Origin of the sequence: Fervidicella metallireducens AeB, assembly GCF_000601455.1 — a bacterium.
GTDB lineage: Bacteria > Bacillota > Clostridia > Clostridiales > Caloramatoraceae > Fervidicella > Fervidicella metallireducens.
Genome location: NZ_AZQP01000019.1, coordinates 1 through 14,479, shown reverse-complemented (window position 1 = coordinate 14,479; position 14,479 = coordinate 1). Strand labels below are relative to the sequence as shown.

At 31.0% G+C, this 14,479-nt stretch carries 15 protein-coding genes; 10 read left to right on the top strand and 5 right to left on the bottom strand.

The genetic code is table 11. The features are described 5' to 3' along the window. Nucleotides 1-65 precede the first annotated feature (65 nt). The 6 genes from Q428_RS07185 to Q428_RS07160 all read left to right on the top strand — a co-directional run bounded on the left by Q428_RS07185 (nucleotide 66) and on the right by Q428_RS07160 (nucleotide 6,952). Entirely contained in the window at nucleotides 66-725 is a 660-nt protein-coding gene (locus Q428_RS07185; protein WP_035379556.1) for a LexA family transcriptional regulator, read from the top strand. A gap of 251 nt (nucleotides 726-976) precedes the next feature. Next, on the top strand, nucleotides 977-2,554 hold the full coding sequence (locus Q428_RS07180) for a sodium:neurotransmitter symporter family protein (RefSeq protein ID WP_035379554.1): 1,578 nt from the start codon (nucleotides 977-979) through the stop codon (nucleotides 2,552-2,554). 188 nt (nucleotides 2,555-2,742) lie between these two features. Next, nucleotides 2,743-3,411 (top strand): hypothetical protein, encoded by a 669-nt coding sequence (locus tag Q428_RS07175; RefSeq protein ID WP_051515036.1) that lies wholly within the window; start codon nucleotides 2,743-2,745, stop codon nucleotides 3,409-3,411. Nucleotides 3,412-3,525: 114 nt separating this feature from the next. After that, the gene (locus Q428_RS07170) at nucleotides 3,526-5,280 is read left to right on the top strand and encodes a sensor domain-containing diguanylate cyclase (protein ID WP_035379553.1); all 1,755 of its coding nucleotides are present in this window, start codon (nucleotides 3,526-3,528) and stop codon (nucleotides 5,278-5,280) included. A gap of 85 nt (nucleotides 5,281-5,365) precedes the next feature. Then, nucleotides 5,366-6,046: a phosphatase PAP2 family protein gene (locus tag Q428_RS07165; RefSeq protein WP_051515035.1), complete on the top strand. Its 681-nt coding sequence runs from the start codon at nucleotides 5,366-5,368 to the stop codon at nucleotides 6,044-6,046. Nucleotides 6,047-6,058: 12 nt separating this feature from the next. Beyond that, nucleotides 6,059-6,952 (top strand): radical SAM protein, encoded by an 894-nt coding sequence (locus Q428_RS07160; RefSeq protein ID WP_035379551.1) that lies wholly within the window; start codon nucleotides 6,059-6,061, stop codon nucleotides 6,950-6,952. 85 nt (nucleotides 6,953-7,037) lie between these two features. On the opposite strand, the gene Q428_RS07155 is transcribed toward Q428_RS07160, so the two are convergent. The 4 genes from Q428_RS07155 to Q428_RS07145 all read right to left on the bottom strand — a co-directional run bounded on the left by Q428_RS07155 (nucleotide 7,038) and on the right by Q428_RS07145 (nucleotide 11,115). Continuing rightward, nucleotides 7,038-8,915 carry a SpoIID/LytB domain-containing protein gene (locus tag Q428_RS07155; RefSeq protein ID WP_035379549.1) on the bottom strand — a complete coding sequence of 626 codons (1,878 nt, stop codon included), beginning with the start codon at nucleotides 8,913-8,915 and terminating at the stop codon, nucleotides 7,038-7,040. 223 nt (nucleotides 8,916-9,138) lie between these two features. Next, nucleotides 9,139-9,597: a hypothetical protein gene (locus tag Q428_RS15960; protein WP_242847793.1), complete on the bottom strand. Its 459-nt coding sequence runs from the start codon at nucleotides 9,595-9,597 to the stop codon at nucleotides 9,139-9,141. Nucleotides 9,598-9,599: 2 nt separating this feature from the next. After that, nucleotides 9,600-9,968: a Nif3-like dinuclear metal center hexameric protein gene (locus Q428_RS15955; protein WP_051515033.1), complete on the bottom strand. Its 369-nt coding sequence runs from the start codon at nucleotides 9,966-9,968 to the stop codon at nucleotides 9,600-9,602. Between the two features lie 109 nt (nucleotides 9,969-10,077). After that, nucleotides 10,078-11,115 (bottom strand): YkvI family membrane protein, encoded by a 1,038-nt coding sequence (locus Q428_RS07145; RefSeq protein ID WP_035379547.1) that lies wholly within the window; start codon nucleotides 11,113-11,115, stop codon nucleotides 10,078-10,080. Nucleotides 11,116-11,300: 185 nt separating this feature from the next. Here Q428_RS07145 and Q428_RS07140 point away from each other — a divergent pair, with 185 nt between their 5' ends. The 3 genes from Q428_RS07140 (at nucleotide 11,301) to Q428_RS07130 (ending at nucleotide 13,514) form a co-directional block, all read left to right on the top strand. Then, a complete protein-coding gene (locus Q428_RS07140) occupies nucleotides 11,301-12,116 on the top strand; it encodes a hypothetical protein (RefSeq protein WP_035379545.1) in 816 nt (271 codons plus the stop codon). A 122-nt stretch (nucleotides 12,117-12,238) separates the two neighbouring features. Next, nucleotides 12,239-12,439 carry a hypothetical protein gene (locus Q428_RS07135; protein WP_035379543.1) on the top strand — a complete coding sequence of 67 codons (201 nt, stop codon included), beginning with the start codon at nucleotides 12,239-12,241 and terminating at the stop codon, nucleotides 12,437-12,439. A gap of 376 nt (nucleotides 12,440-12,815) precedes the next feature. Continuing rightward, complete coding sequence (locus Q428_RS07130) at nucleotides 12,816-13,514, top strand: 2-phosphosulfolactate phosphatase (protein WP_035379541.1); 699 nt, start codon at nucleotides 12,816-12,818, stop codon at nucleotides 13,512-13,514. 7 nt (nucleotides 13,515-13,521) lie between these two features. On the opposite strand, the gene Q428_RS07125 is transcribed toward Q428_RS07130, so the two are convergent. Beyond that, on the bottom strand, nucleotides 13,522-13,893 hold the full coding sequence (locus Q428_RS07125; RefSeq protein WP_035379539.1) for a PilZ domain-containing protein: 372 nt from the start codon (nucleotides 13,891-13,893) through the stop codon (nucleotides 13,522-13,524). A 132-nt stretch (nucleotides 13,894-14,025) separates the two neighbouring features. Here Q428_RS07125 and Q428_RS07120 point away from each other — a divergent pair, with 132 nt between their 5' ends. After that, nucleotides 14,026-14,343, top strand: a complete 318-nt coding sequence (locus Q428_RS07120; protein WP_035379537.1) for a hypothetical protein — start codon at nucleotides 14,026-14,028, stop codon at nucleotides 14,341-14,343. Nucleotides 14,344-14,479: the final 136 nt, after the last annotated feature.

Sequence of the window (14,479 nt, the reverse complement as noted above, 5' to 3'; positions counted from 1 at the left end):
ACTTTAATTTTTGTTATAATTATACCAATATTTCACAAAATCACTGATGTATGAGAGGTGTTACCATGAGTAGGGTTGGCAAGAAAATACAGGAAACCAGGATAGCAAATGGATTGACAGCAAAACAATTTGCAAAAAAACTTGCAGTTGCAGAAAGTTTTATTAATGAAGTTGAGAGTGGAAGACGTATTGCAAATGAAAGTTTCATAAAAAAGGTGGAAAAGACTTTTAATATTAACATAGATGATGATGTTTTTGAGGAGATAGATAAACCCATTGAAAACATTAAAGAAACTGAAAATATGCAAAATAAAGCTGTAAACAAACAATGGGAAGATGCCTTTTCCCATATTTTAAAAAAGATTCCTGTCTGCGATATAAGTATGAGGGAGATTTACGGATACAAATATCTTCCTGTTATAGATAAAAAGGTTGAAGGGTATAATTCTGAAAAACTTTTATATGTAAAGGTACCTGATGACAGCATGAGAGGTTTCAGAATACAGAAGGAAGATAGTGTAATGGTATTTCAAAATCCTGAAATAGTAAACAATTCAATTTCCATTATTGAGATTAATGAAAAAAGGGTAATAAGACAAATAAAGAGACTAGATGCAAATAAAGTTCTGTTAATATCCCATTATAATGACATAAAAACAGAAACTAAGGATGTGAAGGAAGTAAATATAATTGGAAGATGTGTGAAATTAGAAATCGAGCTGTAGATAAAAACCTTTGGGAATGGAGAGTAAGCTCTCATCCTGAGGGTTTCTTTTTTTATAAGTATTCCATGAATATTTCAAATCACTTGCAAACACCATAATTTTATTAATATAGAAAAATATATTTGTATTTTTATAAACAGGTTAAATATGTAAAGAATATTTAATTTTCCACTTTATTCAAGAATAATTGTTGAAATATTTGAATAAATGAATTAATATATAAATAAAAATTCAAAAAAGGGGGGACAATTATGACGGAAAAAAGAGAGAACTGGGGGAGTAAATTAGGACTGATTTTAGCTATGGCAGGTAATGCAGTTGGATTGGGTAATTTCTGGAGATACCCATACCAAGCTGCAAAAAATGGTGGAGGAGCATTCATGGTTCCTTACTTTGCAGCATTAATAATTCTAGGTATTCCACTGATGCTTTGTGAATGGAATCAGGGAAGATTTGGTGGAAAATACGGTCATGGAACCTTAGGCCCAATGGTCTACTTACAGGCTAGAGAAGGTGTAAAGCCTAGGACTGCAGCTATAATAGGAGGCCTGGCAGGGGCCATTGCATTCAGTGTTACGGTATTATTGAATGGTTATTACAACCATATTATAGGTTGGACTTTGGGATATTCCTTCTTATCTTTAACTGGGGGATATATGGATAAGGCTGTTGATACAGGAGCATACTTCGTTTCTTATATTCAGGATCCAACAAAGGTAATTATTTTCTGGTTGATTGCCCTTGCAATTTTAGGCTTTGCTGTTATGAGAGGCGTACAGAAGGGAATCGAAGTTGTTGCAAAGATAATGATGCCTTTAATTTATGTTTTTGGAATAATATTGATAATTAGAACTTTAACCCTTGGGGCTCCAGTTAAACCAGATTGGACTCCAATTGCTGGACTTAATTATATATGGTCGCCAAGATGGTCAGATCTTAATTGGACATCTGCACTTGCAGCAGCAGGACAGATATTCTTTACTTTATCACTTGGTATGGGAATAATTCAAAACTATGCTTCATATCTAAAAGCAGATGATGATATAGTTGTTTCAGGTTTTGCTACTGTTTCTCTAAATGAGTTAGCTGAAGTTATAATGGGTGGAAGTATAGCTATTCCTATCTGTTATGCATTTTTAGGACCTGAAGGCATGAAGAGTGGGGTAGGATTATCCTTTATAGCCCTTCCTAATATATTCAGAGCTATGGGTGGAGGACAACTATTTGGTGCATTATGGTTCTTAATATTATTTATGGCAGGAATAACATCTGCAATAGCTATGTACAATTATCTTGTAGCGATGCTTGAGGAGATGGGTCTGCAGAAAAAATTAGGCTCAGTTATAGTCTTTGGATTATATATTATAGTAGGACTTCCAGTTGGATTAGAGCCAATCTTAACAAAGACAGCAGACCTTGCATATTTGACAGAAGTTGATAACTGGGTAGGTAGTTATTTCCTTGTTGTTTTAGGACTTATTGAAGTCATTGCAACAGGTTGGTTAATGGGAGGTAAGGCACTGGAAGAAATGAACCGAGGGGGTTACTGGAAGGTACCACAATGGTTCTTCACATTGTTCATTCAGATTCTAACACCACTAACAATAATTGCCTTGTTAATAGGCTCTACTAGAGATTACTATAAGGCTGGATATTTAAAACTGATTCCAAGCTTTGTTGAAAACAGCCCTAAGTTGATACCATGGGTTCAGGCTGCAAGAATAGTTATGATTATAGTTTTAATAGCTGGATTTATACAAACATACAGAACAATTAAGGGTAAATATATAAAAGAAATTGAAACAGGTAAGTTAATAGTTAGAATTTAAGGAGGGATTTTTATGTCAGGTAGTGCATTAGCTTTTTTAATAGGTGCATGGGGGATAATCCTGGTTTGCTGCATAATTACCCTCACCACTTTAATGAAGCATGATAAAAACAATTAAAGGGTTAAAATTAAAGCAGGAGGATTTTTCCCCTGCTTTAATATAAAGATATGATTTTGGGGGTGAAGGTAATGGATAAGAATTTCCAGTTTGTTTTAGATTCTATTGAAAGAAAAATTAAAAACTCACAAATAAATGGAAATAAAAAAGACAAGTATTTAAAAGAAATAAAGTCAATAAAAGAAAATTACAGAGATTTAAATATCTCTGATGATAAAATAGAACTTTTAAACAGTATTGTGAAAAAAGGAAAGGAAGTTCAAAAGAGCATAGACGATAAGGAATACGAAAAAATTGAATATTATTTCAGATTCTGCAATGCTGCTTTATATGATTTCAGGGGAGAGATAAAATATTTAAATAGATATGCCAAATCCTTTATATTAACTTGCATTTTATTTTTAGCCTTATCACCAATGTATTTCAGCTGGGTACTACCGATATTGTTTATAGTACCTATATATATGGGGTTAAAGGGACTAAGAAACAGAAATTATAACGGATTCATTATGACAATGGCAGTTATACCGATGGGTTTTGTAACTTCTATAATGTGGATAAAAAATGGTATATTAGCTTCAAAGGATTTTGAAGGATATATTAAAGCTATTTCAAATGGTATCAACTATGAATTTACAAAAAACATAACTATTGCATTTATTATTCTTGGGGTAATATTATTTTTTTCTACTACATACTCTGTTATTATAGGAATAAAACATAGAAAAATGTTTGTATAAGCCTTTTAAGGCTTATTTTTTATATGTTAATTTCTGGCTGAATTTGTAAATTGAAAACTGTACCTTAAAATGGTATATTATAGAATATGTTATTTGTATTGCAAGGTGATAATTATGAAAAAAAATAAAATACCCCATTCAATTTTTAGACTATTTTTATATATTTTTACTGGATATATTTTATTTCATTGTATCTCTGATGCTAATTTTAAAGACATCGACTTACAGGGTTTTGTGCTGCTAATTATTTCATTAACTGCATGTATAGCAATGCGAACAATGGTGATAGATGTGGGTAAAATGAGTCTGGATTTTACAGATACCCTTACGGTGTTTTTAATAATAGTATTTGGTGTTGAAATAAGTGTGATATTTGAGTTAATATCCTTGGTTATTTCTTTTATCTTTATTGACATCCACATAAAGAAAAGACTGAATTTATCAAGGCATTTATTTAATATCCCAATGTTTATAATTAACATATATCTATCAGCAAAAATTGCTGAAGATATCTTAAGGCATATTAATTTATCGGGTTTTGCAGGTAAAATAGTAGCCTTTTTGTTGATTATGCTTCTTTATATTTTAGTAAATATAACTTTTATCCAGATAGAAAGTACATTAAAATCAGGCAAATATAACAGGATGAGTCATGAAGCAAGGGGAATGATAATTACCAATTATATAGTTTCAACTATGGTTTCTATTACATTATATATTGCATACCAATATTCTGAATATGCATGTGTTTTAGTAATTGGAAATTTAATTATTATTCAATATAGCATTTATCTCTTTAAGAAGCTTCAGGCTAAAAATGAAGCAATCAAAACATTACTGAAAATAACAGAGGATATTGTTAAATATGGTGATTTTAGAGATAAGTGTAAACATTTAATTATAAGCTTAAAGGAGCTTATCCCATATACTGTATGTGCAGTCTATACCTTCGATATTGAAAATGATGCTGTTGTCTATCCCGTTGCTTATAACGGAAATGAAGATATAGATATTGGCGAGATGATGTTCAATATTTCTGAAACAGGTAAAACTATAAGAACATTAATGGAAGGTAAGGTGTATATAAGTAAGAATGTTGATAAGGATCAAAAAATCAGAATAACGGGAAAGCTACTTCAAGTTTCAGAAGTTATGATATTTGCTCCTATAATTATAAAAGGGAAAATTTCTGGAGTTATAATGATAAGCGGAGGAAGGGAGCTTTCTGAATTTGTAGACAATGGTATTCAGGAAATTATAAGTATATTATCTAACCAAATGGCTTTAGCAATAGAAAATGATACATTCTATAGAAGCATGCAAATGCAGGCCAATAGGGATACTTTAACAAGGTTATATAATAGAAGGGTTTTTGATAGAGAAATTGAGAACCTTATTGAAAGTGAAACACCCTTTTCCTTAGTTATGTATGATGTAGATAATTTTAAAACCGTTAACGATAACTATGGGCACCTTATTGGGGATGAGGTGTTAAAGTCAATTTCTGATATAATAATGAAGTCCATAAGAAAAACTGATATTCCTTGTAGATTTGGAGGGGAAGAAATAGCCATAATATTTAAAGATTTATCAAAGGAAGATGCCCTTATAATATCAGAAAGAATTAGAGAACGAGTTGAAGAAATGAATATAAAAGTTGGGGAGGAAAATCTCAAAATAACTATCAGCGGCGGTATAGCTTCTTACCCTGAGGATGGAAATGAAAAAAATAGTGTAATCGATAATGCAGATACAGTTTTATATAAGGAGTGTAAAGAGAGAGGCAGAAATAGGGTTTGTGTTTTCAATAGGGGAATAAATAAGGAAGCAGGAGCAGATTGCAGAGATAAACAAAGTTGTTCACAGTAATTTAATAAAAGATGCAAATATTGTTAAAAAATAACATATATAATTGTTGTAGGATTGTTTATCAGCAAAAAGTGAGGGGATATGGATGATACAACTTTTTAAAGATGCAATAAAGGATTATAAAAACGTAATTAAAAGGTTACTGCTTTTATCTTCAATAGCTATAATGTCTTTGGTATATGTTTATTTAAATAATGACAGGGGCAGGGTATATCATATTCCCAGTAAGTTTGATATGCTTGTTCCCTTCAACAAGTATTTTATTGTGCCTTATACATTCTGGTATGTATATTTAGGAATTATATTTTTTTATTTTGCTGTTTATAATGAAAAAAAGTATTATAAGCTGCTAGGTGGAATATTGTTAGGTATGGCAGTGTGTTTTATTATATACTATGTTTTTCCAACAACAGTACCAAGGCCAACTGTTTATGGAGAAGATGTTTTTGCTAGAGGAGTGAGAGCAATATACCAAAGAGATAATCCTTATAATTGTTTTCCAAGCATTCATGTATTAGAATCTGTTTTAGTAGCTGTGTATATAAACAGGGAAGAAAGTGTAACACCTATTATGAAAATGGTTTCAACTGTGTGTTGTATATTAATAATTTTCTCTACCTTTTTTATTAAGCAGCATTATGTGTATGATGCAATATCAGCTACAATAATTGCATATGGTTTATATTTAGGATTTAACTATAATGAAGTAAAAGAGCAGCTACATTCAAGAGCAAAGGTTTTATTTAATATTACAGAAAATAGATAAATGGTGATGAGTATGATAAATATAGAAAGATGCAATGTTTGTCCAAGGGAATGTGGAATTAATAGAAGAAATGAAATAGGTGCATGTAAATCTTCAGCTGATATAAAGATAGCAAAGGCTTTTCTCCATAAGTGGGAAGAGCCTTGTATTTCAGGTGAAAATGGTTCCGGAACGATATTTTTCAGTAACTGCAATTTACATTGTGTATATTGTCAGAACTATAAAATAAGCCATGAAGGGTATGGAAAGGTTATTTCTATTGACAGACTTGCAGAAATTTTTTTAGAACTACAGAGAAAAAAAGCTCATAATATAAACTTAGTTACACCAACACATTACATACCACAAATAAGAGAGGCAATAATATTATCAAAAAAATGTGGACTTACAATACCTGTTATATACAATACTAATTCCTATGAGAGGGTTGAAGCTTTAAAGCTTCTTGAAGGATTGGTTGATATATATCTTCCTGATATAAAGTATTTTGACGATAAGTATGGGAAAAAATACTCTAAGGTTGATGGGTATTTTAAAACTGCATCAAAAGCAGTGTTAGAAATGTATAGGCAGGTTGGAAATCCCGTTTTTAATGAGGAAGGGCTCCTTGTCAAGGGGATGATGATAAGGCATTTAATGCTTCCAGGATTGCTTTTTGATTCAAAGAAAATAATCGACTGGGTTTTAGAAAACCTTCCCCGGGAAATATATTTAAATATAATGTGTCAGTATACCCCTTTATTCAGAGCCCATCAATATAGTGAAATAAACAGGAGAATAAATAAAAATCATTATGAAGGGCTTATAGATTATGCTATCTCCAAAGGATTAGAAAATGGTTTCTTTCAGGAATTTGAAAGTGCAACTGAGGAGTATGTGCCAAATTTTGATTTAGAAGGTGTATAAAGGTCTGGAGTTAATCCAGACCTTTAAAAAGAGTTATTAATGATATCTTTATAATCAGTAATGGTAACATCCTTATAGAAAAATTTTAAAATTTTTCATGGTTATAGCCTTTACGTACCATACCTATAACAGCTGTCTGGCTCATACCCACTCCATGACCATATCCTCCACCATAAATGGTTACAGTTTTAAGGCTGTTTTTTTTATATTCCTTTTCTAAAACAAAGAAGCTTGAAGGAAATGTGGAAACATATTGAGGTTTACCATATAAAAAATTTAATTCAAAATTTTTAGGAGCAAGCAATCTTTTTATGTTTATGTCCTTTTCAATTTTATATACAGCATCATCTGTTGTTATCAACATCTCCATTACATTTCCAGCACGTCCACGTTTGCTGATTTCAATATCTCTTATTTTTCCTATACCTTCTTTAGGTATAGTGGTCTTTTTATAAATATTAAATAACCATTTCTTTTTAAAGCTATCAGGTGATTTAGTGTATCTTAAATATATATTAGAGTTAATTGTTTTTTCAAGGGTTTGATAATCCAGTTCAACTTTCCAGCGGAAATATTGTGAATTAGAGTCAAATGCCCTTGTAGTCCAATCCTTTAAAAAGGTAGAGGCGATATCTTCACTGGATAAATCCTTAATGCCAGTTTCAGTTAAATCAACGTAATCCAAATATGGTTCTGGATTACTGATTTTTGAAGTATTCGAAGAATACCAAACCTGATTAAATGGAGCAGATAAACCACAGGAAGTTGAATAATATTTGGCATCGATTAGTTTTTTATTATATGACAATATCTTACCACTTGTCTCTGAAATAGCACTGATTAATTTGTTCTGCTCAGATTCTTCAACTGGATAACGTTCATTATAAACCTGACTTTTATTAGAGTCATCAAGGTTAAAGCCCTCATTTGAAAATCTACCAGAAATCAAATCGGATAAAGCATATGTTCTTGCTGCAATTGCCTGTGATTTGTATCCCTCAAACCCAGCAGAACTAGGAATCTCTGAAGGAACAACATATTTTAAATAGTCTTCTATATCAACATCATTGACTAATCGCATAGATTTATCTTTAATAAATACCTTTAATGAACCAAAATATTCAGGTACATGGGTGTTTGAACGTTTTAAAGATTTAATCTTTATAGGAACATCTGAATTTGAATAAATTAAAATCTTGTTTTTCGTTGTTCCAATTGACGCTTTAACTGGAAAAGTTTTATTATCATCATTAACAATGAAAAGATGTATTATACCATTGTTATATGTTAATTTCAGTGCATCTCCTCGTCTAATTTCATGTAAGTTGTTATCAAATTGAAAAGAAAGCCCTTTTTTAGAAGCCATAATCAATTGTGAATGATTTAATGAAGTAAAATCAGAATTGGAAATCCCTACTCTCAGTTTTTTAATATCAGGAATATCTGCCAGGATAACTGATATTTTATTTGATTTATCTGCAATAAATCTGCAGTTAGAATAACCTACCAGTACTACTTTATTGGATACAGGAGTCAATTTATTATTGGCGAAGTTATAATATCTTACCCTTTCACTTAATGTAAGGCTATTATTGCTTAATACAACTGAATTACCCTCCTTAAATTGAACTTCACCAGTGTAAATTTTACAGGGTTCAATTTTGTCAACATAGAGCCCCTTTAAGGTAACGTTATAGGCTATGGAATCAATTAACTTTGTTGATTTTTTTACTTTAACTCTTTGAGTTTTGCCGTCATATGCAAGTTTAAGCTCTAAATAGTTTTTAGTTTCATGTTTATCAACAACAATTCCACAATTAATTGTCAGCTTTCTGAAAAATATGTAATATCCAGCTGAAATAAATAAAGCTAAAATAACAAGGATAAAGGAGAATAATTTTATGTTAAAGTTATAATACTTTTTAACTTTTCGTTTATATCTATATTTTTTTCTTCTTATCAATAAGACCACTCCCAATTAGAATTATACAACAAATATATTATATCACTTACCTAGTTTATTCACCTGCTGTTTTTGAAAATTATTAAAAAAATTTACAGAATGAACCTGATGTTAAAAGTTGCAGTATGTTACAAAAAATACCCATAACTCCAATATTTTTATCTTTTGTGTATTGGAATCATGGGTATATGCATCGAACATTATTTTATATCAGTTTATTTGGCTAAAACTTATTTATTATTCCGCTCATTGTAGTCACTTCAAGACCTCTGTTCCTTAATTCCTCAACAAGCATATTTATACCTATTGAATCTGATGGCATATGACCAGCAACAATTACATTGCCTATATTTTGCTCAACCACTGCTTTTCTTACATCTTCAGGCATATGCATACAAATGATTGTGCCAACGCCTGCTTCAAAATAAGCTTTAAAAACCTTTTCTCCGCCATTTGTGCCACCAGCCATAAGTACAGCGATTTTTCCTGCAAAATCATCGTTTCCCCCAACTCTAATTACTGGTTTAACAATTGAATTTTTATATTCTGGAATCTCCTTTAAAGTATCTATTATATCTTTTAAGGTAGCCTTTGGATTGTCTTTAAATTTTTCATTTAATAAACCCTGAAGGTAGTTCTCTGTTATAATATCGCAGGGCATATGTATATTCATGTATGGCATACCTATAAGTTTTGCAAAGGATTGAACCTGTCAAAATTACCTGGGTGGCTGGCTCTTTCAATGCTTCCAACCTTTTCTCTTAAAGCTTTTTGTGCCTTGTTTATTGGAACGCCAAATTCGACCATTTTATCTATTTGTCTTAACATTACATTGTGAAAATTAATATCAGGTGAACCAGTTTTTGGATGATGACTTATAACCAAATCAAAGCCCATTTCTTTAGCAACAAGAAGTTCTGGAGTATCCATATCTACACCAATTAAAACTTTTTTAATGTTCTCCCCTTCAACTATTATACCTGAATCAGATGGAGTTTCTTTAAGACCTGATAAGGATAAGGCAATGTCCATAATTTCTTTTGTATTTAACATGTGAACTTCCCCCTTTATTCTTTATAAAAATATGATAACATATTATGCTTAATTTTTAAATAAACTGGAAAATTAATGATTTAAAATCTGTCTAAAGAATATTTTATTTTCAGCGGGTTTTAAAATATTTTAATGTACAACCAATAAGAAAAACAAAGCTGATTACTCCAAAGGGTGGGTATAGCATTTTTATAAGATTTGAAAAACCCAAAAATGAAAAGGGTATTGAAAAAAGGATTATTATAATCAATGAAAAAGTGTAAGAAACCTTTAAGGAGCCCTGTAATCGTTTTGACAAACTATATAGATTACCTATTTCAGTAGAAAACATTTCGAGCCAGATAATACATGTTACAATGAATGGTAAAACAGAGCTTATTTCCTTTGCTATGTACAGATTAGGTATTTCAGTATAAAAACTTTTTGGAGCATAGATTAAGATAGAAAAATTTATTACAGCAGCAAGTGCCGTTAAAATTGCACTTCCAAGTATACAACCGTTAATAAAGTGTTTTTTCTTTATTCCTTCAGAAATCATTGGGCAAATGACTCCTGTTGCTACCGTCAGATTAAAAGATGCATATAGAATACTGGAAAGAACCCAGTTGCTCCTTGGTGGAACTGAAATATGGATATTTGAAATCAGTTCTTTATAATCAGGATTTACAAAAAAAACTGCTATACCTAGGATTACAATGATTGATGTTGAAAATGGAACAATTATTGAATTTACAAGGATAAGCCCTTCCGTTGAAAAGATAGCAACTAAAAACACCAAGGAGGCCATAATGAATATACCAGCTGTTTTATTGATACCTGCATATTCATTTAACATGGCACCACCACCTGATATCATTATGGTGTTACTTCCAAAAATAAAAAGAGTAAGAATTAAATCAACTATCCACCCAAGCCTTTCACCGAAGACTGACCTTATAATAGCATTGTAATTTCCATAATTATTTTTAAAACAAAGATTAACAATTATTACGGAAATTAAAAAATATATAATGCAACAGAGAATGATACCATAAAATCCTTTGATACCGTACCTGCTGAAAAATTGCAGAACTTCCTGGCCAGATGCAAGTCCTGCACCAACGATAGTCCCAATGAATACAAAGGCGATTTTTAAGTCATTTTTCAATTAGATCCCTCCAAAAATCTATACAACTAATACTATTCAGAAAAACATAAAAAAATACACATTGCTTAAAGGATGATAACTATAATGTCAGGGGGGTGGGATAGGGATTATTATAATCTTTTTATAAGGTAATAGATTAAAAACAATATAAAGTGGAATAATACAAAATAGGAGAGGTGAGTGAATTGAAGAAGATTTTAACTGTAATACTGATATTTTTAATGATGTTTTTAACTGGGTGCCCTGATAAACCAAATCAGCAGGAGAATAGTGATAATAAAAAGAAGGTTGAACAAATAGACAAAAAAGCAGCAGGTGAATTTTTAGATAATTATTTAAGATTTGTACTGGAAAGAAATATAGATGCAATGAAGTCTTTTTATAGCAAAAATTTAAAATCCCAGATAAGGGAAGTTAAATTAGAAGATAACCCTCATCCAATAGGATACAAAATAGTAGAGGATGATGAAAATGATGAGGAAGAAGGTAGTTCTCAGGAAGGAGCAATTGTTGTTAAAGTACATATATATAATTCCTACAACGGAGTTCCTTACTTTTCGGATGAAACATATAAATATACATTGATAAAAGAAGATGGTGAAATTGTAATAGATAAAGTTCAGGAGGATAAAAGCATAGTTATTGATGGAAAGGATAAATCTATTGTAAAAAGAGATTCATACAAAGTTAAAGGGGAAGAGATTATAAAAATAGGTGATTTACCAGAGTTTATTACACCTAAAAAAGGGTCTCTGCCAGAACAAAAATTTAAGGTTCCTAAAAATCAGTTTGGACCCTGTGCTTTAAGTTCAGACGGGAAAAAGATATTGATTACCAGTATAAGTGAAAATAGTTTTATCGGTATGGCTGAAATGGAAGAATCAAGTGAAGCATTTGCCTTAGCAGAGGGAAGTGGTCAGGGACAAGATCAAGGGGGGCAGTCTGGTCAGAATCAAGAACAACAAACTCAGGGACAGGAAGAAAAAAACCAACGGTTATAATTAAACCTATAGATTTATATTTTAAAAGCAAAATTCAATTAGTCAGCTTTTCCCCAGATAACAAAAAATTCTTAGTTGAGAATATACAGGATAGTGGTAAACATAGAATAATATTGTATACCATGGAAGGGGAAATATTAAATACAAGTATTGACAAGCAGTTTAGAATGGATGTGTTTTCTTTGTCAGGTTGCTATTTTGTTTCCCCAGGAAAAATTATATTTAAAGTTACTCCAGATAAAAACGGAACAGATGAGGAACAGAAACTAAAAGGAATCTGGGAATTCGATATAGAAAAAGACAGTTTAAAACAGATTCAATAGGTTACATGCATTTAATATTTTTTCTAGATATACCATAAGTTGAAAATGAAGGGAATGTCATATATAATGAATATAAAGAATATTATGAAAATTAAAATGGGGTGGAATTATGGGCGGAGAGAGTGGCGAGGTTAGGGTAATTGACTTAAAGGTCAAGAGGAAACAGAAGAAATATAAAAAGTTATATAATATTTTTGAAAGCTTTCTCAATTTTTTTAGAGGTTCTCGTCATAAGTGTCTTAAGAAAAAAAACGGTATCAAAAAACCTGTTAACCACTAAATTTTATACACATAATCAGGGGCTTAAACAGCTCCTTTTATTTTGCCTTATTTAAAAATCTTTACTTAGGTTGTAAAATAATAAGGGGTGATATTAATGAAGATTAGTTTAATACCTTCAATAGAATATGTGGACAGGATTGACTTGAAGGGTAAAGTTGCAGTTGTTATAGATGTATTAAGGGCAACATCTGTAATAATTACTGCTTTAAGTAATGGAGCAAAGGAGGTTGTTGCAACAACTGAGATTGATGAGACTTTCAAGTTAAAGAATAATAATTCTATTATTGGTGGCGAAAGAAAGGCATTGAAAATAAATGGATTTGATTTGTCTAATTCTCCCTTAGAATATCAAGAAAATATAGTCAGGGGAAAGAGAGTAATACTAAATACAACAAATGGAACTAAGGCGATAAATAAATGCAGTGATGGGGCTTATGTTTTCATTGGTGGAATTATAAATGGGAAAGCAGTTTCAAAAAAAATAGCGGAAATTGGCAAGGATGTTGTATTTGTTTGTTCTGGTACTGATGGCAAATTTTCGTTAGATGATTATATCTGTGCAGGTAAAATTATTTATAATCTTTTAGAGATAAAAAATGGTGAATTAGAGGATTTGGCAGCAACAGCATATATGGCATACAGGGATAATAAAGGTGATTTATTTTCTTATGTAAAGATGGCTAGCCATTACAAGTATATGATTTCTATAGGTCTTGAGGAAGACATAGAATATTGTTTTCAAGAAGACATTGTTGATATTGTACCTGAAGTGAAAAATGGGAAAATAATATAGGACAGCCCTATGAGGGATGCCCTATATTTTCTAATTGTGTGCATTTGTCTATAAATTTTCTTATCTTATATATTTCTTCAAGTCTGAGCCCTATAAATTCCCCACCGCAGGTAAAGTAACCACCAGTAAGTTTGTTCCAGCGTATTTTAACTAGAACCTTAAAGGGCAGATTATCATCTATTCTTAAATAAAAGGACACAAAGCTGTCAGTAGGAATGTAAAAACTGGAAATCAAACAAATACCAGCTTCAGATATGTCGCTGGTAAACATTTTAACATTATCATAAAAAGTTTTTTTGTCATTTTTAAATAATACGGTTGGATATAGTATTTCATATTCGAATTTTGCACGTTTAAATTTTCGTTGTTCAAAGCCCACCTGTTATCCCTCCTAATACCGCTAGGTATATTATACCAAAAATATAAATGATTGAGAATGTTTTATTTTCTTTTATTTTGAATGAAAAATTATAAATTGCAAAAACTATAATCAAGAATTGGAGGGATTTTGATGTGGACTTTCCTAAAGGTTGCATTACTTGATGCAGGAATAGTAATTGTTACTTTTATCTTATTTTCAGCAATAATTCCAGGATACAAAAGACATGCTATTTGGGAAAAATACATAAGTTCATTTGCTAAATTTGTGATATATATCTTTATCGCCACAGTTGCAATTAATATACTTACAGCTGTAATCGTCTATGCCTTGGAGTATGAGCGATATCTTAATATCATAGCGCCTTCAGTACAGTCAATATTGATAGGATTTGTAGCCTCTTGTGTACCAAGGAGAGGCGTTGGTGATAAGAAAGAAGAAAAGAAATAATCAGATATAAAACAATTTGCTGATATGTTACCCAAAGAGTTAGGATGAATAAATCAAAAACACAGAGATGCTTGATTCTGTGTTTTTGATTTTAAAAATGTTGAATTCATGATATATGTAGTAGGAATAAAAGTAA